Origin of the sequence: Mucilaginibacter gotjawali, assembly GCF_002355435.1 — a bacterium.
Classification (GTDB): domain Bacteria; phylum Bacteroidota; class Bacteroidia; order Sphingobacteriales; family Sphingobacteriaceae; genus Mucilaginibacter; species Mucilaginibacter gotjawali.
Map to the genome: position 1 here is coordinate 5,401,144 of NZ_AP017313.1, position 25,223 is coordinate 5,426,366.

At 43.4% G+C, this 25,223-nt stretch carries 26 protein-coding genes and 1 pseudogene; 20 read left to right on the forward strand and 7 right to left on the reverse strand.

Annotation, left to right across the window (positions count from 1 at the left end):
• Positions 1–57: 57 nt before the first annotated feature.
• On the reverse strand, positions 58–903 hold the full coding sequence (gene panC / locus MgSA37_RS23845; RefSeq protein WP_232010724.1) for a pantoate--beta-alanine ligase: 846 nt from the start codon (positions 901–903) through the stop codon (positions 58–60).
• A gap of 155 nt (positions 904–1,058) precedes the next feature.
• Here panC and MgSA37_RS23850 point away from each other — a divergent pair, with 155 nt between their 5' ends.
• From MgSA37_RS23850 to glmS, 3 genes are all read left to right on the forward strand, one after another.
• Positions 1,059–1,883, forward strand: a complete 825-nt coding sequence (locus MgSA37_RS23850; protein WP_096355711.1) for a glycogen/starch synthase — start codon at positions 1,059–1,061, stop codon at positions 1,881–1,883.
• Between the two features lie 15 nt (positions 1,884–1,898).
• Entirely contained in the window at positions 1,899–3,320 is a 1,422-nt protein-coding gene (locus MgSA37_RS23855) for a DUF4270 family protein (protein WP_096355713.1), read from the forward strand.
• Positions 3,321–3,514: 194 nt separating this feature from the next.
• A complete protein-coding gene (glmS, locus tag MgSA37_RS23860; protein ID WP_096355715.1) occupies positions 3,515–5,350 on the forward strand; it encodes a glutamine--fructose-6-phosphate transaminase (isomerizing) in 1,836 nt (611 codons plus the stop codon).
• Between the two features lie 139 nt (positions 5,351–5,489).
• Here glmS and MgSA37_RS23865 read toward each other — a convergent pair whose 3' ends face one another.
• Positions 5,490–6,989, reverse strand: a complete 1,500-nt coding sequence (locus MgSA37_RS23865) for a catalase (protein WP_096355717.1) — start codon at positions 6,987–6,989, stop codon at positions 5,490–5,492.
• Positions 6,990–7,195: 206 nt separating this feature from the next.
• On the opposite strand from MgSA37_RS23865, the gene MgSA37_RS23870 reads away from it, so the two are divergent.
• From MgSA37_RS23870 to MgSA37_RS23925, 12 genes and pseudogenes are all read left to right on the forward strand, one after another.
• Entirely contained in the window at positions 7,196–8,131 is a 936-nt protein-coding gene (locus MgSA37_RS23870) for a hydrogen peroxide-inducible genes activator (protein ID WP_096355719.1), read from the forward strand.
• Between the two features lie 139 nt (positions 8,132–8,270).
• A complete protein-coding gene (locus tag MgSA37_RS23875; protein ID WP_096355721.1) occupies positions 8,271–8,795 on the forward strand; it encodes a Uma2 family endonuclease in 525 nt (174 codons plus the stop codon).
• Between the two features lie 107 nt (positions 8,796–8,902).
• Complete coding sequence (locus MgSA37_RS23880) at positions 8,903–9,541, forward strand: MBL fold metallo-hydrolase (protein WP_096355722.1); 639 nt, start codon at positions 8,903–8,905, stop codon at positions 9,539–9,541.
• 142 nt (positions 9,542–9,683) lie between these two features.
• Entirely contained in the window at positions 9,684–10,910 is a 1,227-nt protein-coding gene (locus tag MgSA37_RS23885; RefSeq protein ID WP_096355724.1) for an FtsX-like permease family protein, read from the forward strand.
• 9 nt (positions 10,911–10,919) lie between these two features.
• On the forward strand, positions 10,920–11,285 hold the full coding sequence (locus MgSA37_RS23890; protein ID WP_096355726.1) for a hypothetical protein: 366 nt from the start codon (positions 10,920–10,922) through the stop codon (positions 11,283–11,285).
• Between the two features lie 107 nt (positions 11,286–11,392).
• A complete protein-coding gene (rbfA, locus tag MgSA37_RS23895) occupies positions 11,393–11,764 on the forward strand; it encodes a 30S ribosome-binding factor RbfA (protein WP_096355728.1) in 372 nt (123 codons plus the stop codon).
• Between the two features lie 4 nt (positions 11,765–11,768).
• Positions 11,769–12,473, forward strand: a complete 705-nt coding sequence (locus tag MgSA37_RS23900; RefSeq protein ID WP_096355730.1) for a peptidoglycan DD-metalloendopeptidase family protein — start codon at positions 11,769–11,771, stop codon at positions 12,471–12,473.
• Between the two features lie 235 nt (positions 12,474–12,708).
• Positions 12,709–14,034, forward strand: a complete 1,326-nt coding sequence (locus MgSA37_RS23905) for an amino acid permease (RefSeq protein WP_096355732.1) — start codon at positions 12,709–12,711, stop codon at positions 14,032–14,034.
• A 123-nt stretch (positions 14,035–14,157) separates the two neighbouring features.
• Positions 14,158–14,664, forward strand: a complete 507-nt coding sequence (locus MgSA37_RS23910) for a hypothetical protein (RefSeq protein ID WP_096355734.1) — start codon at positions 14,158–14,160, stop codon at positions 14,662–14,664.
• Positions 14,665–14,771: 107 nt separating this feature from the next.
• A complete protein-coding gene (locus MgSA37_RS23915; protein ID WP_096355736.1) occupies positions 14,772–14,987 on the forward strand; it encodes a hypothetical protein in 216 nt (71 codons plus the stop codon).
• The gene (locus MgSA37_RS23920; RefSeq protein WP_096355738.1) at positions 14,980–15,354 is read left to right on the forward strand and encodes a hypothetical protein; all 375 of its coding nucleotides are present in this window, start codon (positions 14,980–14,982) and stop codon (positions 15,352–15,354) included. Before MgSA37_RS23915 ends, MgSA37_RS23920 begins: the two co-directional genes overlap by 8 nt.
• A 111-nt stretch (positions 15,355–15,465) precedes the next feature.
• Positions 15,466–16,407, forward strand: a pseudogene (locus tag MgSA37_RS23925) (IS256 family transposase, variant Zn-binding type); the annotation flags it as partial.
• A 214-nt stretch (positions 16,408–16,621) separates the two neighbouring features.
• On the opposite strand, the gene MgSA37_RS23930 reads toward MgSA37_RS23925, so the two are convergent.
• Complete coding sequence (locus MgSA37_RS23930) at positions 16,622–17,464, reverse strand: isoaspartyl peptidase/L-asparaginase (protein ID WP_096355740.1); 843 nt, start codon at positions 17,462–17,464, stop codon at positions 16,622–16,624.
• Positions 17,465–17,615: 151 nt separating this feature from the next.
• Complete coding sequence (locus MgSA37_RS23935) at positions 17,616–18,518, reverse strand: cyanophycinase (protein ID WP_096355742.1); 903 nt, start codon at positions 18,516–18,518, stop codon at positions 17,616–17,618.
• A 260-nt stretch (positions 18,519–18,778) separates the two neighbouring features.
• On the opposite strand from MgSA37_RS23935, the gene cphA reads away from it, so the two are divergent.
• Entirely contained in the window at positions 18,779–21,406 is a 2,628-nt protein-coding gene (gene cphA, locus MgSA37_RS23940; protein ID WP_096355744.1) for a cyanophycin synthetase, read from the forward strand.
• A 168-nt stretch (positions 21,407–21,574) separates the two neighbouring features.
• Positions 21,575–21,901: a hypothetical protein gene (locus tag MgSA37_RS23945; protein WP_096355746.1), complete on the forward strand. Its 327-nt coding sequence runs from the start codon at positions 21,575–21,577 to the stop codon at positions 21,899–21,901.
• 164 nt (positions 21,902–22,065) lie between these two features.
• Here the strand turns inward: MgSA37_RS23945 and MgSA37_RS23950 are convergent, their stop codons facing one another.
• Both MgSA37_RS23950 and MgSA37_RS23955 read right to left on the reverse strand, forming a co-directional pair.
• Positions 22,066–22,425, reverse strand: coding sequence for a HepT-like ribonuclease domain-containing protein (locus tag MgSA37_RS23950; RefSeq protein ID WP_096355748.1), 360 nt, complete (start codon positions 22,423–22,425; stop codon positions 22,066–22,068).
• Positions 22,415–22,708 carry a nucleotidyltransferase family protein gene (locus tag MgSA37_RS23955; RefSeq protein WP_096355750.1) on the reverse strand — a complete coding sequence of 98 codons (294 nt, stop codon included), beginning with the start codon at positions 22,706–22,708 and terminating at the stop codon, positions 22,415–22,417. Before MgSA37_RS23955 ends, MgSA37_RS23950 begins: the two co-directional genes overlap by 11 nt.
• Before the next feature lie 90 nt (positions 22,709–22,798).
• Between MgSA37_RS23955 and MgSA37_RS23960 the strand changes: the two genes are divergently transcribed.
• From MgSA37_RS23960 to MgSA37_RS23970, 3 genes are read left to right on the forward strand one after another with little or no spacing between them, the layout of a single operon-like run.
• Positions 22,799–23,500 (forward strand): pseudouridine synthase, encoded by a 702-nt coding sequence (locus MgSA37_RS23960; protein WP_096355752.1) that lies wholly within the window; start codon positions 22,799–22,801, stop codon positions 23,498–23,500.
• Positions 23,501–23,540: 40 nt separating this feature from the next.
• Positions 23,541–23,729 carry a hypothetical protein gene (locus tag MgSA37_RS23965; RefSeq protein ID WP_096355754.1) on the forward strand — a complete coding sequence of 63 codons (189 nt, stop codon included), beginning with the start codon at positions 23,541–23,543 and terminating at the stop codon, positions 23,727–23,729.
• Positions 23,726–24,073: a type II toxin-antitoxin system PemK/MazF family toxin gene (locus MgSA37_RS23970; RefSeq protein WP_096355756.1), complete on the forward strand. Its 348-nt coding sequence runs from the start codon at positions 23,726–23,728 to the stop codon at positions 24,071–24,073. Before MgSA37_RS23965 ends, MgSA37_RS23970 begins: the two co-directional genes overlap by 4 nt.
• A gap of 107 nt (positions 24,074–24,180) precedes the next feature.
• Here the strand turns inward: MgSA37_RS23970 and MgSA37_RS23975 are convergent, their stop codons facing one another.
• Positions 24,181–25,221 (reverse strand): DUF4097 family beta strand repeat-containing protein, encoded by a 1,041-nt coding sequence (locus MgSA37_RS23975; RefSeq protein ID WP_096355758.1) that lies wholly within the window; start codon positions 25,219–25,221, stop codon positions 24,181–24,183.
• Between the last annotated feature and the right edge of the window lie 2 nt (positions 25,222–25,223).

A 25,223-nucleotide genomic window follows, 5' to 3' on the forward strand; every position in this document is an offset into this window, starting at 1 on the left:
TTCTGCCATGGTACTATGAACTATTGACCATCGACAAATTCTGCCATGATCCATGGACTATGGTCTATCGACCAAAAAAACATTATCTATCAACCTTGTCTTGCCCACTTTGGCGGCAACCAGGGCGATGATACTTTTAGAATTTTCGGTAGCGGGATGCAGGGTGTCGGCATCGGCAATTTCAAAATAATCAGGTTCAACACCGGACTCATTGATGATCATATTGTCAGCCTGTTCCTTCAGAGCAGCCAGGTTATCCCTGCTGAAATTATCCTTTACCCAGTTCAATGTTTTTGATAGGATGAGCGCATGCTGCCGGTCTGCGGCAGTGAGGTGGATATTCCTTGAGCTCATAGCCAGGCCATCGGCTTCGCGTAAAATAGGACACATCACCAGTTTTACCGGCATGGCTAATTGTTTTACCATGTGGTTGATGATCATAAACTGCTGGTAATCCTTCTGACCGAAAAAGGCGGTATCGGGCTTCACAATATTAAACAGTTTATAAACCACCTGGGTAACCCCCTGGTAGTGGCCCGGCCTGAATTTCCCTTCCAGCAAATGCTCCGCTTCGCCGATGTTTAAATGCCATTTCTCATTAGCATCATAAATTTCGCTCACCGGGGGATTGAACAAAATATCACAGTTTCCCTTTTCAAGCATTTTAATATCCGCCTCAATGGTACGCGGGTATTTCTCCAGGTCTTTGGGATCATTAAACTGGCTGGGGTTTACAAAAATACTGCAAACAACCTCATCGTTGGCTTGCCGCGCCTGTTCAATTAAACTCAGGTGCCCCTCATGAAGTGCACCCATAGTAGGTACAAAACCAATGGTTTTATTTGTATCCCTTATTTCCTGCAAAAATTGCCCCAGGGAGTGCTTTGTTGTAAAAATGTTCAAATCAATAGAAATTACGAAATCCGGCAAAGTTGTACATTTCATTAAAACCTACCAAATTTAACTTGCATAATTGGTTGCCAGTTCATATAATAATGCTTATATTTGCAGACTCAAATTTATAGGCTCTTTATTTATAATTTAATACTGATTTAGTGATGGGTAAATCTAAGCTTTTGTTTATAACTCACGAAATGTCTCCTTTCCTTGAACTCTCAAAAATTTCTGAAATTACGCGCCAGTTACCACAGGCGATGCAGGAAAAAGGTTACGAAATACGTATCCTGATGCCCCGTTTCGGAAATATCAACGAGAGAAGGAACCGTTTGCATGAAGTGATACGTTTATCGGGGATGAATATCATCATCAACGATAACGACAATCCGCTGATAATTAAAGTTGCTTCTATTCCCGCAGCGCGGATGCAGGTTTATTTTCTGGATAATGAAGAATATTTTCAGCGCAAGCATGTTTTCACGGATAAAGACGGGAAATTTTATGCTGACAATGACGAGCGAATGATCTTCTTTTGCAAAGGTGCACTTGAAACAGTGAAGAAATTAGGCTGGGCTCCTGACATCATCCATTGCCACGGCTGGATGAGTGCTTTGGTACCGGCGTATTTAAAAACCACGTATAAAGACGATCCAACCTTTAAAAATTCAAAAATAGTTTACTCTATTTACGAAAACGACTTTACTACTGCAATGGATCCTGATTTTGCACAAAAAGCAGTGATGGGCGATATGACGGAAAAGCATACCGAAATTTTTAGCGCAGGAACAAATTCAGCTTTATATGCGGGTGCCATCCAATACAGCGACGGATTGGTACTAGCCGGTGAAAATATCGACGAAGAAGTGTTAAATATTGTTAAAAACAGCAACAAATCGGTTTTAGAGTTCGAATCCACCGCTGATTTCGAAAATTATTACAATTTTTACGACGAAATTGCCAATGAAGAATTGGCACAAGTTGTATAAGCTTTGAGATCATATATGAAATTTTTCCGCTTAGACTTATTGACCCTGTTGATAAGTCTTTTTATTTTGAATAGTTGTAAAAACCAGGATGCTGTTGGTTTGGGCGTAAGTTCAGGTCAGACAGCCAGCAACCTGATCGATACATCAACAATTGTGGTAAATACCGTCCCCGAAGATTCTGTGATAACGTCTGGTTTGACAAAAAGCCCGGTTAGTTGTTTTCGCGATCCTATATTCGGAAGCACAATGACTGCTTTGGCCACCGACCTGAATTTACCCGGCCAGGGATCATACACCCCTCCTACCGGTACGGTATATATCGACTCCGCACGGCTTGTTTTAAATTATGCCAACGGTTTTTACGGTGATTCCATCACCTCAAAATATACCATTAATGTTTACCAGCTAAAATCACTGTTCAGGACGGATACCGCCTATTACAACAACAAAAATTTTGGATACAGCACCACCAATTTTGCGGATTATTCTTCACAGTCGCCAATAGGAACGCTTACGTTTAATGCCAGGCCGCATGATTCCATAAAGGTTTATAATATCATTACCGGTGCGGCTGACACCTTGATTAAGGTACCACCCCAGATCAGGATCCCGATCGATCCTTCTTTTATCAACACCAATCTTTTTGGCGCAAGTTCAACAACGCTGGGGTCCAACACTATTTTTAAAACCAAGGTTAAGGGATTATTGATCAAGCTTGATTCAACAAAAACTACCGGATCCGGCGGATCTATTATGTTCAGCAATGCAGACTCGCTGGTGGTTTATTACCGCTCGGTTATTGGTACAACCATTGATACTGCCGTAGTTAAACTGCCTATTGTAAGCACGGCAACGTCAATTCACCATAATTATTCAACCGCTATCCGCAACGAACTTAACAATACCAAAAGTGGCTCGCGAAATTTATTTTATTTGCAGGGGCCTATTGGCTTAAGGGCTAAAGTGAGTTTTCCGCATTTATTGCAGAATTTCAGGGCGAGCCTGTTAAGTAACAACCAGGATGTGGTTATCAACCGCGCCGAACTGGTGGTTACGCCGCAGCCGGGTACCTATATCCCATTTGCGCCTATGCCTAAAATAAGCATGTACCAGCTCGACATCGCCTTGCAACGAATCGAATTACAGGACGCCAGTTCTGCTGACGCACGTTCAGGTGGTGTTGGCGTATTTGGCGGATTTTATAATTCCACGCAAAATGAATATCATTTTATAGTAACTGCCTACGTGCAGGACCTGCTATACGGAAAAACCGTCGATTATGGCACCTATATTGGCCCCATTGATAATACAAATACCACTACTGTAGATATAGGAGCCACCGCACAGGTTGCTTCGCGTACGGTAGCCATCGGGACTGATAAGAATTCGCCTTATCGTTTAAAGCTAAATATTATTTATACCAAGGTTGCTAAGTAAAGGGTAGTGATTGGAGATTAGTTAAATAGAGATTAGAAAGCAATAAAAAGGGGTTGTGGTGTTTACATTACAACCCCTTTTTATTTATATTATATCTAAACAACCGCAAGTATTCATTATTCAACTGATCTCTAATCACCAAACTAAACCTTATGTTGTTACCTTTGTTTAACTAACATTAATATTTTGATCCAATGTGTGGAATTGTAGGTTATATAGGTTTTAGAGATGCGTACCCGATTATTATAAAAGGGTTACACCGTTTGGAATACCGCGGATATGATAGCGCGGGTATTTCGTTATTTGATAATGGGCTAAAGGTTTATAAAAAGGCCGGTAAAGTTAGCGACCTTGAAAACTTTGTTAAGGATATTGATTTACAGGGCTCAATGGGAATGGGCCATACCCGCTGGGCAACACATGGTGCGCCAAGCGACCGAAATTCGCACCCGCATTCATCGGGGAACAGGAAACTAACCATCATCCACAATGGCATTATCGAAAATTATGGCCCGATAAAAGAAACGCTGACTCATAAAGGCCATATTTTTAAAAGCGACACTGATACCGAGGTATTGGTTCACCTGATTGAAGATATTCAGAACGAGACTGGTTTTGGCCTGCGCGAAGCAGTAAGAGTTGCGCTGACCAAAGTGATAGGGGCGTATGCAATTGTTATTATGAGCGATGACGAACCTGATCTGCTTATTGCGGCCCGAAAAGGCAGCCCAATGGTGATAGGCGTAGGTAAGGGCGAATACTTTATTGCATCTGACGCAACTCCGATTGTTGAATACACAAAAAACGTCATCTATCTGAATGATAACGAAGTGGCTTACATCAGTCGCGAGAATTTATTGATAAAAACGATTGATAACCAGGTTCACACGCCTTACATACAGGAACTCGATCTGAAGCTCGAAATGCTCGAAAAGGGCGGCTACGATCACTTCATGCTGAAAGAGATTTATGAGCAACCCCGCTCAATAAGGGATTGCATGCGCGGCCGTATTTACCCGGAGCAGGGCAAAGTGCAGCTGGGCGGAATAAAGGAATATACCGAGAAGCTCAAAAATATCGACCGTATCATCATCGTAGCATGCGGTACTTCATGGCACGCTGGCTTAGTAGGCGAATATTTGATTGAAGAGTATGCCCGTGTACCCGTTGAGGTTGAATATGCATCGGAATTCAGGTACCGCAATCCTATTATTACTGAAAAGGACCTGGTAATTGCCATTTCCCAATCAGGTGAAACTGCCGATACCATGGCAGCCATTGAACTTGCCAAAGAAAAGGGTGCAACCATTTTCGGGATCTGTAACGTTGTAGGCGCCTCAATACCCCGTACTACGCACGCTGGTGTTTACACGCATGCCGGCCCCGAAATAGGGGTAGCCTCAACCAAGGCATTTACCGCGCAGGTTACTGTACTCACATTAATGGCATTTTATATTGCCCAGCAAAGAGGTACGATTACCCAAAGCAAGTTGGTTGAACATTTAACAGAGTTAAATTCGATACCCGAACTGGTTGAGCGCGCGCTAAAATCAAACGACCATATCAAAGAGATTGCAGCAAAATTTAAGGACTCAACCAATTGCTTGTTCCTTGGCCGCGGAAGCTCCTTCCCTGTAGCACTGGAAGGCGCATTAAAACTCAAGGAGATCTCTTACATCCATGCCGAAGGTTATCCTGCGGCCGAAATGAAACACGGCCCTATCGCTTTAATTGACGATGATATGCCGGTGGTATTTATCGCCACCAAAGATTCGTCATACGAAAAGGTGATCAGCAATATCCAGGAAGTAAAAGCACGCAAGGGGCACGTAATTGCCATCGTTACTGAAGGTGATACCGAAGTAAAAGGAATGGCAGATTTTGTGATAGAAATACCCGAAACTGATGAGGCCTTTGTGCCCTTACTGGCTACCATCCCGTTACAATTACTGGCCTACCATATTGCCGTAATGCGTGGCTGCAATGTTGACCAGCCCCGTAATTTAGCAAAATCGGTAACGGTGGAATAGGGAGAAGTCAATCGTCTTAAGTCGTTAGTCTTAAGTCAAAAGCGAGTTTAATAAATATAAAACAAGGAAGCCGGATTGTCATTTCCGGCTTCCTTATTTTATTGACTTCAGACTAAGGACTCCAGACTTCGGACTTAACTTAAACATACCCCGCCATTGCTTTCATTGCCTCATCTGTATTTACCTGCAGGCCCTTTGCTACGGCCATCCCGAGGCCGATGTCAGCCCTGAACCAATGGCATAATTGCCTGTTGATGATCAGCTCACGTTTTGGCCCTTCAATTCCGCTCATAGCGCCGGTAATATTTTTTACAAGTTCGTGTTTTTCATCATCGCTCATTAAGCGGTATAAGTTGCCTGGCTGCGTGTAATGGTCATTTTCGCCTTCGGCATTGCGGTCATACCATCCCGCCAAACTGGTCCCCAAATCCCACGATGGTTCTTTATAATGTTCGTCGGCAACAATATCATCAAAACTATTCGGGAAATAATTAGGCGATGAGCCGTAGTTTCCATCCACCCGCATTTGTCCATCACGCTCGTAGTTATTAACAGCAAAAGGGCACCTGTTAACCGGGATCTGCTCGTAATTGGCGCCAAGGCGATGACGATGCGCATCCGGGTACGACAATAAACGCCCCTGGAGCATTTTATCCGGTGAATATCCAATACCATCCACTACGTGGGCCGGCGCAAACGCAGATTGTTCCACATGGGCGAAGTAATTGTCCGGGTTTTGATTTAACTCCAGCACACCCACATCAATCAGCGGAAAATCGGCATGCGGCCAAACTTTTGTCAGGTCGAATGGGTTCCATTGATAGGTTTTTGCCTGTTCTTCGGTCATTACCTGTATTTTTAAGGCCCATTTTGGGAAATCACCGCTATCAATCGCATGCAACAGGTCGTGTTGTGCAAAATCAGGATCTACGCCCCGCATCGCACTGGCTTCGTCACCTGTAAAATTTTTGATTCCCTGCTGGGTTTTAAAATGGAATTTTACCCAATGCCGTTCATTTTTAGCGTTGATCATGGAGAAAGTATGACTGCCAAAACCATCCATATGCCGGTAACCGTAGGGCGTGCCTCTGCTTGACATCAGGATGGTTACCTGGTGTAAGCTCTCCGGGTTTAACGACCAAAAATCCCACATCATGGTTGGGCTCTTGCAGTTGGTGTAGGGGTCGCGCTTTTGGGTATGGATAAAATCACTGAACTTTTTCGGGTCCTTTACAAAAAATACCGGGGTATTATTGCCCACCAAATCCCAGTTTCCTTCTTCAGTGTAAAATTTTAAAGCAAACCCGCGTGGGTCGCGTTCTGTATCAGCCGAGCCTTTTTCGCCGCCAACGGTAGAGAACCTGAGAAAAGTTTTGGTTTGCTTGCCTATGTAATTAAAAAGCTTAGCCCTTGTATATTTTGAAATATCATGCGTAACCGTAAAGGTACCGTAAGCGCCTGATCCCTTGGCATGTACTACGCGTTCGGGTATCCGCTCCCGGTTAAAGTGGGCCATTTTTTCGTGCAGAATAAAATCCTGCAGCAATATGGGTCCGCGTGGCCCGACGGTCATGGAGTTTTCATTCTCAGCATAGGGGATCCCGGATGCGGTGGTCAGCTTTTTCTTGTTCGTTTCCATAGTGGTTTATTTAAAAGACGATCAAACTTCAAAATAATTTTTCAATAGAAAAAATCAATAATTACTATATTTGAATAGACAAAAACTATTTTAAGAGCCGGGAGTCAAGAATCAAGAGCCAGGATTTGGAAGTAAAAAGGCGCCAGTTCTTTTCTTCTTTCGTTCTCTGTCTTGGTTCTCGGTTCTTGAATCTTGATTCTAACAATATGACTATTACCCAGCTTGAATACGTTGTAGCCGTTGATACTTACAGGAGTTTTGTATTGGCCGCCGAAAAATGCTTTATTACCCAGCCTACGCTAAGCATGCAGATCCAGAAGCTTGAAGATACTTTGGGCGTTAAATTGTTCGATCGCAGCAAACAGCCCGTTGTCCCTACCGAGATCGGGAACGAAGTGATTGCCCAGGCCAGGATCTTACTTTCGGAAGCAGAAAAGATCAAAGAGATTATCACCGACAGGCAGCGGGAGCTTTCCGGAGAGCTGAAAGTGGGTATCATCCCGACGGTGGCGCCTTATATTTTGCCCAAAATATTGCATGGTTTTATCGAAAAATACCCGCAGGTAAAACTCATCGTATCGGAACAAACTACCGAGCAGATCATCCAGCAGTTGAAACTCGGGGTGATCGACTGCGGTATCTTATCCACCCCGCTGCATGAAAGCAGCCTGACTGAGATCCCTGTTTTTTATGAAAACTTTGTGGCTTATGTATCCAAAAACAGCAAGCTTTCAAAAAAGAAGAGCATTAGCCCTGATGATATTGATATGGAAGAGATCTGGATATTGAACGAGGGCCACTGTATGCGCGAACAAGTTTTAAATATCTGCCAGCGTCGCAAAGCTACCCAGGGTTTCAAACATTTTGAGTACAATACCGGCAGCGTTGAAACCTTAAAGCGAATGGTGGACCAAAACAACGGCGCCACCATTTTACCGGAACTGGCCTTATCCGAACTAACCGACAAGCAGTTAGACAAGGTTCGGTATTTTAAATCACCGGAACCTGCCCGCGAAGTGAGCGTAGTGATCCAGCGTAATTTTTTAAAGCGCAGGCTGATCGAGGCCCTTAAAAACGAGATCCTGGAGTTTTTGCCCAAACGGATGAAAAGCAAAAAGAAAAAAGAGGTGATGGATATTTAGGAGGAAGACCGGAAGATGAACGCCTATTATTGATAGCACCAATTGTCAATTAATAAAAGCCGGTAAAGAGCACCACACAAACAAATTTTCACTTTCTACATTAAATAATAATATTTAAATTAGCATAAAAGAACAAAAAATGCACACCACAATACCAGCAACGGCAATAGATATTTACAGGAGCCTGCCTGAAGGCACCCGGTGCGAGGTACTATATAACCAATTGATCACGACTCCGGCTCCAAATACAACACACCAGTTTATCTCCGTAAAAATATCTTCATTGCTGTTTGTGTTTTTAGAAAAAGCTAAAACCGGGGTTGTACTCGAAGCTCCAACCGATGTGTATTTGATGGAAATGCAATCTGTTGTCCAACCGGATGTAATGGTCATCATGAATGAAAACAATAATATTATCCGTGAAGATGGGATACATGGCGCCCCCGACATTATTTTCGAAATACTTTCGGGCAATCGTACCCATGATACACTGAAAAAGAAAACCCTTTATGAAGAGGCCGGTGTGAAGGAATATTTCATTGTCGACCCTTCAGATAAAACAGTTATCATGTTTGCCTATAACGACAGTAAGCGATACGAGCTGATTTATGAGCTGAAAGGCAAAATTACGTCCGAAGTACTGGGCATCAGTTTTGAACTTTAAGATAAATCCAAAATTAGAATCTGCTCTTACTATCATTTTGGGTTCCCTAATCCTTCTGCAATCGACATTCCGCAATCCGCATTCAATTATTTCCGTATTTTTACCGCATGGCACAAATTCAATCTTTCACCAATAACCCGTACCAGGAAAACACCTATATTTTATATGATGAAAGCGGCGAGTGCGCCATCATCGACCCCGGCATGGATACCGCCAGGGAACAAAACGTCGTAGTTAATTTTATCAGGGATAATCATTTAAAGCCCGTTTTGCTACTAAATACCCATTGCCATATCGACCACGTGCTGGGCAATAAGTTTATTTTTGATCAATACGGCTTAAAACCAAAATTCCACGAGGGTGAACTTCCGGTTCTGGAAGCTGTAGTAGCCTATGCGCCGATGATGGGCATCCGATACGAAGTATCGCCCGTACCCGATGAATACCTGTCTGAAAAGGGGACGATCAAATTCGGCAATACCGAACTTCAGTTGATCTTCGCGCCCGGCCATTCACCGGCACATCTTTGTTTTTATGATAAAGAAGGCAATCAGTTGGTTGGCGGCGATGTTTTATTCAGGGGCAGCATCGGCCGTACCGACCTGCCCGGCGGCAATTTTAGCCAGCTGATGGATAATATCGAACATAAACTGTTTACTTTGCCTGATGATTGTATAGTTTACCCGGGCCACGGCCCTGAAACAACCATCGGCTACGAAAAACAAACCAACCCCTTTTTGACTTAATATAAATAGGCAATAATTGATATCGTTCATTAATTTCACTACAGCGATACTGTGTATAAAACCTCCGCTAAATAGGCTATTTTTGTAAACACTTTGAACATCATTTTAACTAATCTCCAATCTCTTATCTCTAATAACTAACTTGAACACCTCGCTATACATAGCCAAACGATACCTTTTTTCGCGAAAGAAGGTGCATGCTATCAACATCATTTCGGGCATTTCCATGGTGGGCGTGTTAATCGGCAGTGCGGCACTGGTGATCATATTATCAGTTTTCAATGGTTTCGAAGTAACTATTTTAAATTTATACGGTAATTTTTGTCCGGAAATAAAAATTGAACCACGTCTTGGCAAGACATTTAATCCTAACGTACCCTATTTTAATAACCTGCGTAAGGATCCCCGGATCTTTTCCTTTACTCCCGTACTCCAGGAAAAAGCGATGATCAAATACGATAACAAGTCGTTTATCGGAACGATTAAGGGCGTAGGTCGCGACTTTTTAAAAAATCCATTGATTGACAGTACGATACAAAGCGGGGCTTTTATCCTGAAATCAGCCGGGGAGCAATATGCCGTGTTGGGTGCAGAAGTTGAAAACAGCCTGGCGGTAAATGTAAAAGACAGGTTTTCCACCATCGAAATTTATGCCCCCCGCCGGCAGGCAGGAAGTGGCACCGACCCACTGAGTGAGTTTGTGGTACGCCCGATTACCCCCTCAGGTGTTTTTGAAGTGGGCCAGGATTTTGACGATATGGTGGTAACAACCATTGACTTTACCCGCGTATTGCTTGACCAGCCCCAGAACGTATCCTCACTTGAGATCAACTACAAAAAGGGAACCGACCTTGACGCCGTACAGCAGGATATCCGGGATAAGGTTGGCAAAGAATTCTCAGTAAAAAACCGGCGCGAGCAAAACACCGAGTTATATAAAACATTAAACTACGAACGCTGGTTTATTTTTATGATATTAACTTTTGTATTAATTATTGCTATATTTAATATTATTGGCTCATTAACCATGCTGGTGATCGATAAAAGAAAAGATATCGCTATTTTAACCAGCCTGGGCGCCCATAAACAACTGATACAGGGGATATTTTTTATTGAAGGGATGATGATCACTATAACCGGATGTATTGCAGGTATAGTATTAGGACTGGGATTTTGTATATTGCAGCAACGGTTTGGTTTGGTGAAAATGGGGTCGAAAATGTCAATGATTGACGCTTACCCCGTATCGCTGCGGTTAAGTGATTTTGTGCTTGTGTTTTTTACAGTTAGCTTTATCGCGGTTATTGCTTCCGGAATAAGCGCCCGGTTAAGTATTAAAGGGCTGAATGACATCAAGCAGGATTTATAATTTTAAAGAATGAAGCTACGGTTTTCGTCATATTTGATTTTGATACTTATTACAGGGATAATTGCTTGCAATAACCATCCCCAAAAACCGCCTGCGATAGTATTTAAGGGCGTTTACAGCTTTGGCCCAGAGGTAAAATCATTTAAGGATTGTGACAGCGGCCAGGAGTTTTGGGTTACTGACAGTTCAAAACAACTGGAATTAAAATATTCGCAGTTAAATTTCGAGAAACCTTATGTCCCTGTATATGTGGAAGTTGAGGGAGATAAAATCCATTCAGATAAAGAGGGCCTGGGATCTGAATTTGACAGTACACTGGTTGTAAGAAAACTAATAAAGATCACGAAAGAGATCCCGCAGGATATGTGTAACTGAAAGAACGTAAAAGCTTAAAGGCGAAAGCTCAAAGCTAAAAATGAAATTTTAATAATTAAACACAAATTAGCTTTGAGCTTTATGCTTTTAGCTTTCAGCTATAAAAAATGGAATCGAAGAGACAGCAAAAATTTGCAGGAGTAATACAGGAAGACCTTGCCGCTATTTTTCAGCGTGAGGGCATTAATTATTTACCAAATACACTGATCACCATAACCAAAGTGCGGGTTACACCCGACCTGGCTATTGCCAGGGTATTTTTGAGCTTTTTCAATAACACCAATGCGCAACTTGCCCTGCAAACAATCAAATCGCATGGGAATGAAATCCGCTATAAATTGGGTGCAAGGATAAAAGACCAGGTACGGGTGATACCCCAGCTGGAGTTTTTTATTGATGATACCAGCGAATACGTTGAACGCATGGACAAAATATTTGATAAAATAAGTAAAGAAGACCGTCAACCCGAAACTGAATAAAATAATGAGCGCTTCTGTACAATTAGCTACTTTCGTAAAAACACATCCCGATGCTGTCGGCCGCCTGGTTGATTTTAACCCGATGACCGATAAATTATACCAGTTTGACCTTACCATTGGCAACAAGGAACTTGACGCGGTAACCATTGCCGATCATGCAAAATTTGGAAAATGGGTTAATGGTAAACTGGAGGCTACCGGCGCTAAATATGGCATCGGCGGTTATATGGAAAACCGGAATATTTACGCCCATAGCCCTTTATTTAACAACGGAGATGTTAAGCGCCGGCACCACCTCGGGGTCGACATATGGGGAAAGGCAGGCATGCCGATTTACAGCCCTTTGAAAGGTAAGGTACACAGTTTTAAGGACAATAATAATCTAGGCGATTACGGGCCAACCATTATTCTGGAGCATAACCTTGATGGCTTGATTTTGCATTCGCTTTACGGACACCTGAGCCGTGCCAGCCTTGAAAACCTGAAAGTGGGACAAAAGGTTATTGCCGGAGAGCGGATTGCAACTTTAGGCGATGATAACGAAAACGGGCATTGGCCCCCGCACCTGCATTTCCAGCTGATATTTGATATGGAAGGTAAATCAGGTGATTACCCGGGTGTTTGCAGTTTAGAAGAAAAAGAAAAGTATCGTAAAAATATCCCTAACCCACAGCTGATCCTGCAATTTCCGAAAGCGGTTAACGCTTAGACCGTCAAAAAACAAACCAACAAACCTCGGTGATCTTCGTGCCTTCTTTGTGCCCTCTGTGTTAAAAACTTAACCACTAAGGAGCAGAGACGGCACTAAGAGACCAAATATAAATGAGCTGGTAACCCCGGGGCGTTTTGCAATAAAAACTCCACCGGCGTTCATTTATCAAAAAAATAAATATATTTAGGAAAGAAAAAATAGCCTGCGACATTTCACTCCTAAATAAATTTAAATGAGCGGATCAGAACCCGGCAAAATTGGCTTATGGGCCAGTACTTCATTAGTGGTCGGCAATATGATCGGGGCGGGTATATTCCTGGTACCGGCTGCTATGGCTTCCTATGGGAGCATTAGTTTGCTGGGCTGGCTATTTTCGGGGATCGGCACTTTTTTCCTGGCAAAGGTTTTTGCTAACCTGAGCAAAATGCTTCCAACTGCAACGGGCGGCCCCTATGCTTACACCCACCATGCTTTTGGTGATTTCGCGGGCTTCCTGGTGGCATGGGGTTACTGGCTGTCAAATGTTTGCTCCCTTGCAGCGGTAGCCATCTCGCTAATCAGTGCATTAAGTACCTTTTTTCCGGTGTTAGATAAAAGTGCTACAGCCGCCATCATCACAGGGCTGGGCTTTATATGGCTGGTGACCTGGCTAAATAACCGGGGCATTAAAACCTCGGGCAATGTACAGCTCATTACCACCGTTGCTAAGTTATTGCCCCTGGTTGTTATTGCCATAGGAGGCCTGTTTTTTATCAGGCTGCAAAATTTTCACCCATTTAACAGTAGCGGGAAATCAGTTTTTGAGGGGATATCTTCCACTGCAGCCATCACCATGTATTCTTTTTTGGGGATCGAATGTGCCTCCATACCAGCAGGAAATGTTAAAAATCCCAAAAAAACCATCTCGCGGGCTACCATGCTCGGTTTGGCTGTTACGGCATTGGTTTATATTTTAGGAAGCATCAGCATCATGGGCATTATCCCTCAAAAAACCTTAATGCATTCGGTTACTCCGTATGCCGATGCCGCCGTTATCATGTTTGGCAACAGTGCCCGCTACTGGGCAAGCGCTGGTGTTGCCGTGGCGGCATTTGGCGCCTTAAACGGCTGGACCCTGGTCCAGGGGCAATTCCCTTATGCTGTGGCAAAAGACAAGTTGTTCCCCTCATTTTTTAGCCGTTTAAACGACAATGGTGCACCCTATGCGGCTATCATCGTCAACAGTGTTTTTGTGTCCCTGTTTATGGTGATGAATTTCACCAAAGGACTGGTGGAGCAATTTAAATTCCTGATCCTATTGACTACATTAACCACCCTGGTACCGTATCTTTTTTGCGCCGCAGGGTATATCATCATCCGGTTCGATAAAAAGCACCTGCATAGCGGAGGATGGGCATCTGCTATCCTTATAGGCTCCCTGGCATTTGCTTATTCATTATGGGCCGTTGCGGGCTCTGGCCAGGATACGGTTTATTATGGTTTTTTACTGCTGATGGCCGGCATACCTTTTTATGTATGGAGCGTATATAAAAAAAATACCGTCGCTGATCGCCAATAACCACAAACCGAGTTTTAACCCGGCAATTTACACCTCTGCATCAATGTTAAAATTGTTACACAATTAACATTTTACAAATAATGATTTTGGATGTTTAACTGATAATATTAAATCAAAACAGCCATGAAAAATCTAACTTTTATCACAATTTTACTGCTGCTTTCAACCATAGCTGCTAAGGCCCAGGAAGTAAAAAAAGCGCAACCCGACAGCATAATCAGGGTTATCCCTGTTGGCGATCCCCGGCATTCATCTTATTTGTATACTATCGGCGATAAATTGCGCACCAGCGATGAGGTAGCCGTCAGGCTGATGGCTTACGCACCATCGGCCACCGAATATCATGCTGCTAAAAATAATATTACATGGGTTTATGTCTCGGGCGCAGGGTTTGCGGTTTCGGGGCTTGCGGCTGTTATTGAATTTGCCAATAACAATAAAAACGCGGGCGCTGCATCCGCCATTGTAAACGGCCAGGCTGCTATCGTTTACCAGCACCATAGTTTAACAGGGGCTTATGTTTTTACCGGAATGGCAACGGCTTTTTTGGTTTCGTCTATAATCAACCTTAGTAAAGCTGCGTTTCATAGTAATAAAGCCATTAAGTTGTATAACCAGCGTTTTGAGTAGGTTGAAACACGAAGATTAAGTTTAAACTGGTATAGTTAAACATGTTTGAAAAACTATGTTCTACCGTAAATTCTTATATTTGTGTATAAAACTTAATAATTATAGTGATGACAACGTTGATTATTGAAATTCCTGAAGCTGAAGTAACTGATATATCAAACTTTGTAAAATCAAGAGGTGGTAATATTTTTAATGCGAATGCCGGCGATGAAAATTCAACTATTGATGAGTTGGAATCGCTAAAAAGAGGCTTAAAGGAAGCACTTTTAATAAAAGATGGGAAATTAAAATCTATTCCATATTCCGAACTTTGGAATGAATAATAGAGTTGAAGTATCCCCTGAATTTATTCGTGACATCAAGCCTCTCGCGAAAAAATATCATTCGCTGAAAGAATCTGTTGATAATTTGCAAAGGCAATTGATCGAAAATCCTTTCCTCGGAGATTCCTATGGAAGCGGTATATTTAAAGTTCGTTTGGCTGATAAGAGTAAGGGAGGTGGCAAAAGTGGTGGGGTTAGAGTATTGTACTATCATCTGGAAAAAACCAGTACCGGCATTGTTATCCTGTTAACCAATATTTATACTAAATCTGAGTTAGGAACAATCAGCAAAAAGGATGCAGTTAAGCAATTGGACGATATTATAAGAGAATACAAATCGGATAATGTGGTCAAAAATGGTTGGTAAAATCATTGTAACTAACAGGCTATCAAATAAATACATTGAGTTAATTGAAAATGGTTTCAATTGACTTTTTTCGTTTATGAAAAGTGTTAAAAAAACGCGTGTTGGGCCTGCGGTAGCCTGACAGTTATTGGCTGGGGTAAACGCAATGACAGGCAGCGGTTTAAGTGCAAATCCTGCGGCATGATGTTTACCCGATCGAACTCCGGGGTCGCTTACAGCAATCAATTTATTTGGTTTGAGAAGTGGGTCAGCGAGCGGCAGGTTTATAAATACCTGGTTCGTGACAGTGGATTATCGCAAAGCAGCATACAGCGCTTGTTCCATTATTACCTGGAGCAGGCACCTGAAGTACGGATTAAAAGCAAGGTAAAGGCACACCTGCTGATTGATGCAACTTACTTTCCAAACGATCTTTGTCTTGTGCTTTACTACGATCATGATATCCGTTATACCCAGCTTTACCGGATGACTGATCAGGAGCGCTATGAACAAATGCAGGAGGATCTGGAGAATCTAAAGAAGCTTGGTGTTAATATAGCTAGTATCACCTGCGACGGGCACAAAGCACTATTAAAAGCTATCCGTAAAGTCTATCCAAATGTATTGATCCAGCGATGCCTGGTACACATTAAACGCCAAAGCCAAACCTGGCTTACAAAGAATCCTAAGGCTCCGGTTGCACAGCAACTGTTATACTTATCCAAACAAATCACTTATTTAAGGACCTATGAACAAAGCAATCAATGGCTGGCAGATATTTACCACTGGTATGAAAGAAGTAAGTTCTATGTTAATGAGAAAGCATTTAACCCGGATACCGGCAGATATTGGTACAGGCATAAGATGCTGCGTCAAACGGCAAGCCTGATTATTAAAGCGATACCCAATATGTTTCACTACCTGGATGATCCGCAAATTCCTTATACTACCAATCGCCTTGAATCATTCTTCGGACATCTGAAAGAAAAGCTCGACGTTCATCGCGGCCTGCGGCCAAAAGCCAAACGAAACTTCATCAAATGGTATCTGCATTTTAAGAATAACGGTAAATGAGTTTTCTTAGCCATTGGAGGAACCAGCCAATAAAAAAAGCCGGTCCGATGCTTCGGAGCGGCTCTGGCTTTATTCCTGTAAATCATATTGCTGACAAGTTGCCCTCCGGCAGCGCCTGTTTCCTCTTCTGATCTACAAGGCCTATTTAATACTTTTTCTGCAAATTATCACCAACCATTTTTGACCACATTACCACAAATCGAGAAAATAATATCTACCCAAACACTTCCGTTTCTTCATCATGCAATGCCCAAACCATATAGGGGTGGGTATCAGCATGGTAAATTTCGCCCCTGGCGGAGATGCCTATAATGCCTGCAAAGCCGTCAAATGGCTTTAATTCATTTAGTGTTTTTTCAGCAGCCAAGGCAATTGGCATCCCATCGGTAACACGGGTTACAATAGTTGACGCGACAGCGCCACTCACAATATCTTCACCTACGCCGGTGCATGATACCCCCGCCGATGCGTTTGCATAGTTGCCTGCTGTGGTTGCAGAGTCGCTTACCCTGCCGGGGATCTCGAAGCCCTTGCCGCCGGTTGAGGTGGCCGCTGCTATATTGCCAAAAACATCAAGCGCCACACAACCTACGGTACCTAAACGGATAGAATCACTAAGCTTTTTATCATATTCCTTTCGGCGCTGGGGTGTTTCGGGGTTATAATGTTCAAAGCCGTTTTCGCGGGCAAAGTCTTTTGCGCCTTTTCCGCTTAAAACACGGTCGTCATAATGCAATAGCTTTTCGGCAATACAAATAGGGTTTTTTACATCCTCCACATTGATCACCCCCGAAAAACGCATGGTTTTTCCATCCATTAAAGATGCACTGAGCCGGATCTTGCCATCGCTTTGTATTTGTGAGCCCGTACCCGCATTAAACAATTCATTATCCTCCAGTAAAGCCACTGTATAAACGGCAGTTTCAACGGCAGTATGGTTTTGAAGGTGTTTATAGCCCAGTTTTACAATTTCAGACAGCGCTTCCTGTTTCGCTTTTTTTATTTCCTGGTTAGTTTGCGATTCGCTAAAAAAACCTCCGTGGATGATTAGTTTCATTGTTGTATAGATGTGAGATATGAGACGTGAGATATGAGATGAAAAAACGCAGGGTATATCATATCTCACGTCTATAAATTATTTTATTCGATAGATTGGAGATAAAAAACGCAGGGTAATCTCATATCTCACGTCTCACATCTCACATCTATTAATTGTCGTCAGGCGCAAGCGCACCATCAACTTTAACGGATTTTTTGATTATTAATTGGTATTCCGCCAGATCGAATTTATCATAAATTGACATAACGCTTACACGCATGTTTTTGATGGATACGGGCGAGCCCATTTCCACATCATAAATATTGGTTTCGGCCATTTTACGGCCGTTAACCAGGATAGTAAGGCCCGAGCCGATGGCTTCCATCATCGTACCTCCGGTAATCAGCAACCCGGCGTCTTCACCCAAGCCAATGCCCAGCATGCCCGGGTTACTGGCCACTGCGTACAGCAGCCTGCCAATGCGGCCGCGTTGCACAAAATGGGTATCAATAATTACCGAATCAATAAAACCTAAGCCGGCGGTCATTTGTACTTCGCCTTTTATCAGCGCTTTATGGCTTTGGCCGCGATAGATCATATTGGTTGATGCTGCCGCCGCTCCGGCAGACGTGCCTGCCACCACAAAATTTTCATTGTGATAACGGGTTTTCATGATCTGCAAAAACTCGGTCCCCCCAAATATCGAACTTAACCTCAATTGGTCGCCGCCGCTAAACATCACCACATCCGCTACCCTTATCCGTTCCAGGAAATCTTCACGCTTTGCGTCCTCGCGGCTGCGGATATCCAGCACGCCCACATTACGAACATGTAACTGATTAAAGGCCTCGATATATTCAATACCCACTAATTCAGGGATCTGCGATGCCGTAGTGATCACCTCCACCACCGAATCATGTTGCTTTGCCGATTCGGTAATAATGCGTTTTAATATTCCCTGCTCAAAAAACTTAAGATAATTCGGTTTAATAATATTTTCCTGCGAACCCAGGTTAGTACCCATATCCACCGCTCCGCCTATAATTATCAGTTTACCTTTAGGGATGATCATTATTTAAGTTGATTAAGTTAGATTAGGTTGATTAAGTTAGATTGAGTTGAGGAGGATAAATATTTTGTATAAAAAACAACCACTCACTCAGTCAACTATTCACTTAATCAACTTAACACAATACAAATTAAAATAAAAAGTGGCACAAAGGCAGGCTATTATAAATAATAATACCTTTTTTATGCCAAAAATTTTATTAGATTGTTAAGTTGTTTAGTTTTAAAAGAAAATTGACCCATCTATTAATTAGCACGATATCCATGAAGATTGAAAATATACAAGTACTGCGCGGCCCGAATATCTGGAGTGTAAACCGTAAAAAATTGATCCAGATGCGTTTGAACCTCGAAGAGTTGGAGCACAAACCTTCCAATGCCATCGAAGGTTTTTACGAACGGCTGGATAAACTGATGCCGAGCTTGTACGAGCACCGCTGTTCGCCGGGAGTGCCCGGTGGTTTTTACCAGCGGCTTATTGCAGGTACCTGGATGGGGCATGTGGTGGAGCATGTGGCGCTGGAGATCCAATCACTGGCCGGCATGGAGACCGGCTTTGGCCGAACCCGCGAAACCAAAACACCCGGGGTTTATAATGTGGTGTTTACTTATGTTGAAGAAAAGGTAGGCGTATACGCTGCAGAAGCTGCAGTGAAGATAGTGGAGGCCGTTATTAAAGGAGAAGATTATAACCTGGAGCACGATGTGCAGCAAATGCGCGAGATCCGCGAAAATACCCGCCTCGGCCCGAGTACAGGCTCTATCGTGGAAGAAGCTATCGCCCGCGATATCCCCTGGATCAGGTTGAATAACCAGTCGCTGGTGCAGTTAGGCTATGGCAAAAACCAGGTTAGGTTCCGTGCCACCATGACGGAGAAGACCAGCAGCATTGCCGTTGATATTGCCAGCAATAAGGATGAAACCAAACGCATGTTACTGGAGCAGGCCATTCCGGTGGCCAAAGGCATTACCATTTCTTCCATTGAGGGCGTTGAGGAGGCGATCCGCAAAGTAGGCTTCCCGCTGGTATTTAAACCACTGGATGGCAACCATGGCCGTGGTATCTCCATCAATATCCGCGACCGGGAAGCAGCTGTAGCCGCCTATGAATTTGCATCGAAGATCTCCCGGCGGGTTATTGTTGAACGCTTTGTTACCGGTTATGATTTCAGGGTATTGGTGATTGATAATAAAATGGTTGCCGCCGCCCTGCGCGACCCAGCCCATGTAAAAGGTGATGGCATATCGACCATTAAACAACTGATAGACAAAGAAAATGAAGACCCGCGCCGCGGCTATGGGCACGAAAAGGTTTTAACGCTGATCAGTATCGACCGGGATACACTCGACCTGATCGAGAAAAAAGGTTATACATTGGATACCATCCCAGCAAAAGGCGAAAAGGTTTTTGTAAAGTCAACCGCTAACCTGAGTACAGGTGGCACTTCTGTTGACGTAACCGACCATGTACACCCGCATAACGTTTTTATCTGCGAACGGATCAGCAAGATCATCGGCCTTGATATTTGCGGCATTGATATTATGGCCGAAAACCTTAGCGAGCCGCTTACAGAAACCGGCGGGGTGATCCTGGAAGTGAACGCTGCCCCCGGCTTCAGGATGCATATAGCGCCCAGCGAGGGCCTGCCCCGCAACGTAGCCGGGCATGTGATTGACATGCTGTACCCTCCGGGCAAATCGGCCAGGATCCCTATTATAGCGGTTACCGGCACCAATGGTAAAACCACCACTACGCGTTTGATAGCACATATCGTCAAAAACAATGGCTACCGTGTTGGCTTTACCACCTCCGACGGGATCTACGTACAAAACAACATGCTGCTGAAAGGCGACACCACCGGCCCCGTAAGCGCCGAATTTATTTTGAAGGACCCCACCGTGGAATTCGCGGTGCTGGAAAGTGCCCGCGGCGGGATATTAAGAGCCGGCCTGGGCTTTAGCTTTTGCGATATAGGCGTGGTAACCAATATACAGGAGGACCACCTGGGCCTTGCAGATATCCACACCCTGGACGACCTTACCCGGGTAAAAAATGTAGTGGTCGACTCCATAAAAAAAGATGGCTGGGCGGTTTTAAATGCCGACAATGAATATTGTGTGCGCATGGGCAAAAAGGCGCATTGCAAAGTGGCCTATTTCAGCATGAACGAGGAAAACCCGGTTATCAAATCGCATTGTAAAAAAGGCGGTATTGCCTGTATTTACGAAAATGGTTTTGTAACCATACAAAAAGGCGACTGGAAGATCCGCGTGGAGCGCACCAGCCTCATCCCGGTTACTTTTGGCGGCACCGTACCTTTTATGATCGAGAATGTGCTGGCAGCGACGCTGGCTACCTTCCTGCATGATTTTAAAACAGAAGATATCAAGATCTCGCTGGAAACCTTTATCCCTTCGGCAGCGCAAACACCGGGCAGGATGAACATCTTCAACTTTAAAAACTTCCGCTTTATGATAGACTTTGCCCATAACCCGGCAGGTTTTAAAGGCATCAAAGCGTTCTTACAGCATATCGATTCCCCGCTGAAGATCGGCATCATTGCCGGCACAGGCGACCGGCGCGATGAAGATATCCGCGAACTGGGCAAACTCTCCGCCGAAATGTTTGACTACATCATCCTGCGCCAGGAAAAGCACCTGCGCGGCCGCACTGCCGAAAATATATTGACTTTACTGATAGAAGGCATTGAATCTGTTGAGATAGATAAGAAATTTGAGATCGTACCGAATGAGGTAGACGCTATCAAACATTCCATGAGCATTGCCGTGCCGGGAGCTTTTATTGTTGCACTGAGCGATGTAATTGACAACGCCATCGAAACCGTACAAAACTACCAGGAGCAGGAGAGGAACGGAACGTTTGAGGTGTGATTTTTGATTTCGAAATCCGAAATTCCCTTGCCGTCCGTCCGGTTTTGAATAGCGACAGGCTGGAATTAATACGGACATAGGTAGATTTTAACGATAAGCTTAATGTTATAAGAAACCAGCATCCCGGTTTGTTGGTGACAGCGCCATCAAAGGCAAAAGAAAATAAATATGGAAACTAAAGATTGGATTACTATAATAACAGTTATTGCAGCAATAGCCGGTTGGTTTATTAATGGGGTGTTGAATAGAAGAAATGAAATTGCAAAGAAAAGACTTGATTATGGAGTGAATGCTCTCCTTTTGTATGTTAAAGTAAAGCTTTTAATCGACTTTAACCCCGCACCATTTACTGATCCATCTTTTCTTCCTCTTTTGCAAGAAACCCGGCTTAATTTTCAACTTTATTGTGATCGCAATGAAATAGCTCAACTCGAAAACTTTATACAATGTGTCGAACAACAAAACGTACAAGGAGCCAAGGATGCCTTAGGTTAAACTTAACCAATTAGTGCCAAAAGGAATTAGACGAAAGTTAAATATAAAAAACTAAAAGAGTCGTTTCTGACCTCGTTTGTATTGTCAAATAGCGCAGGAAAACAAGCGGGCGGACGATAATTAAAGGCCCGATTTTAATTATTTAAGGGAGAAATTCAGATAGATCAATCCTGTTGATTATCAATTGCTTCACTGATGGTTTGTATTTTTTCCTTCAGTTCGGGCAAGTCGTTTTTGGCTATTTCCCATACCAATTGAAGGTTTACCCCGAAATATTCGTGTATTGAAATATTTCTAAAACCAATAATAGGCTTCCAAGGAATGGTGGGATATGAGGATTTTAATTCATCCGTCATTGCATTGCATGCCTCTCCAATAATTTCTATTTGTTTGATGGTAGCAAAGCGTTTCTCAGAATTCCCTGAAAACTGTTCAAATGAAACATCTGACAGATATACCTCAATTTCGCTAATAGCATCAAGTACATGCTGCAACCTAACCTTATCGCCCAGCCTACCTTTCATAAATTAGCACCTTGTCCTTGTCAATAAATGGTTTAACGTATTTGGATAGACCTTCATAACTCACTACCTCTACTTTTTTATTCAATAGGTTTTGAAGTTCATCACTATAGGTAAAAAACTGCATTCCGATAGGTTTGGAATGATCGAGTTCTACCAATATATCAATATCACTATTTTCATCAGCTTCGTTTCGGGAATAAGAGCCAAATAGGTAAGCTTTTTTAACAGGGAGACCGGAAAAAAAGCTACGGATTGTTTTTAAATGCTTTGACGATAGTTTCATTTAAACAAATATAACTTTTTCACAACGAATTAAATTATGGAACTTGAGTTACTATAAAATATAAACTAAGGAATTACCTTAGCCCCCGCTATGCCCCAACTCGATATTATTTACCAGGACGATCACCTGGTTGCCATTAACAAACCGCATGGTTTACTGGTGCACCGCTCGCCCATTGCCAGCGATGCTACTGAATTTGCCCTGCAATTACTGCGTGACCAGTTGGAACGGCACGTATTCCCGGCCCACCGGCTCGACCGTAAAACCGGCGGGGTATTGTTGTTTGCTTTAAGTAAAGACGTAGAGAAACTGATGCAGCAGCAGTTCCAGGAGAATAGAGTGGATAAAAAATACCTGGCCATTGTTCGCGGGTTTACAGATGATGAAGGAGAAATTGATTACGCGCTGCGCAAAGAAAACGGCACCCTGCAGGAAGCTTTTACCCGCTATAAAACCCTTGCCCGCGCCGAACTGGATGTACCGCTGGGCAATCACCCTACATCACGTTATTCATTATTAGAGGCTAACCCGGCTACCGGGCGCATGCACCAGCTGCGCAAACATTTCAGCCATATCTTTCACCCTATCATCGGCGACCGTACCCACGGCTGCAACAAACAAAACAAATTATTTAAGGAGCGCTGGCAGCTGGATACCATGCTGCTGCATGCTTCGCAATTAAGTTTTGATCACCCGGTTACCAAAGCGCCAATATATATTAAAGCGCCCTTGCAGGAGGAGTTTTTGCGGGTGATGGGGATTATGGGGTGGGATTTATTAAGATGTAAATAAAAGTGTTAAATTTGTGTTGGACAATTAACCGGGTTTGATTATGACAACTTTAACCATTGATATTCCTGACAATAACAAAGAAGAAATTATAGCGCAATTGAAGAAACTCGGTGTCAAAATAAGGGAATCAAAATTGGCTAAATTGGATCAACTTACAAAAGAAGATTACCAAAAACATTTTACTCATCAGTCAAAAACAAATCGTAACAATGTTTTAAAATATCTATGAACATTCGTCAACGGGATATCATAGAAATAGCTTTTTATACCGGTAAAAAACCCGAAGCACATCCTGCAATAGTTGTTTCAACTGATGCCATTTATGAAATTGAAGGCTTCTTTTGCGCTATACTTCTTTCCACTAAAAATATCTTTCCTGAGTTTACTTACGAAGTCAAACCGGAAATGATCAATAGTCCGCGCAATCAGCGAACCGGATATGCTGTATGCCACATGGTTCAGCAGTTCTATCCTGAAGATGTTATTACAAGAACGGGAGCATCCTTAAAAACCGAAACTTTTTTAAAGGTAATTGCCAAAGTTCAGGCAGTAGTTTTCGGCATTGGCGAATAACATCAAATATCCTCTGTCCAATTTCACATTTTTTTGGTTTTTAGCTTTACGAAAACCAAAAATGCCCGGAATTACCCGGGCTTTAATACAAAAACAAAACTATTCCGTCAATTAAATTTCACATCTATATAACCTTCGGCATGTGCATTAACCGGTATGCCGCCGCCATTTACGCTGCCGTTGATGTGGTGTTTATCCCAGTTACCGGTAAAACCACTTATATTTTGCGGGTGCTGGTTGATACCTTCGCCCCTGATCTCCAGGTCAAGGCCTTGTTTTACAGGCAAACTTAACCTGATACCGCCGGAGCTTGCATTCAATTTAACGTATTTACCTACTGCATCCATCTGGGCGGTCAGGTCTCCGGCACTGGTGCCGGCCTCCAAACTGCAGCGCATGTGTTTCAGGTCGATGCCGCCGCCTGATGTGCCGGTTACCAGTTCACCCTCAATATTACTGCCTTCAATGCCTCCGCCGCTGGTATGTGCGTTAATATCGCCTTTTAGCCCTTCCAGGATCAAACCGCCACCCGATGTAACCAGCCTGATCTTTCCGCTGCAATTTTTGGCGATGATGCCGCCGCCGCTGGTGCTCAGGTCAATATCTTCGCCGGAGTTGGAAACATCAATGCCACCGCCCGAAGTATGCCCATGCACCGAGCCGCTTAGGCTTCGTAGTTCTAAGCCACCTCCGCTGGTTACAAAATTTTCATTCCCTTGTAAATGGTCCAGGCTAATGCCACCGCCACTGGTCTTCAAGTCGGTTGAAACATGCTCAGGCACAAATATCTTAAAGGAGATACTTAGCGATTCGCGCCAGTTGGTAAAATTATGTTTGTTTTTTACCATAGCGCTTAATTCGTGCCCGTTAACTAAAATATCCATATCATAATCTTTCTCAAGCCGTTTGGCTATCTCTTCCTTCGATAGCTGATGGCCGTTATTTCCCCGGATGTAAACTTCCACCCTTGGCTCCTGCCCGGTTGCGCCGCTAACGGATATACCACCCGCCGAAGTAGATACGATTACGCTGTTGATGGCATCGCCGGCCAGTGATTTGGTTAAATACGGGGTTTTGTTGTCGCCATCCTGGGCCAGGGCAACCATGCTCTGGCAGGCAACGATGAATAAGGTTAAAAAAGTCTTCATAA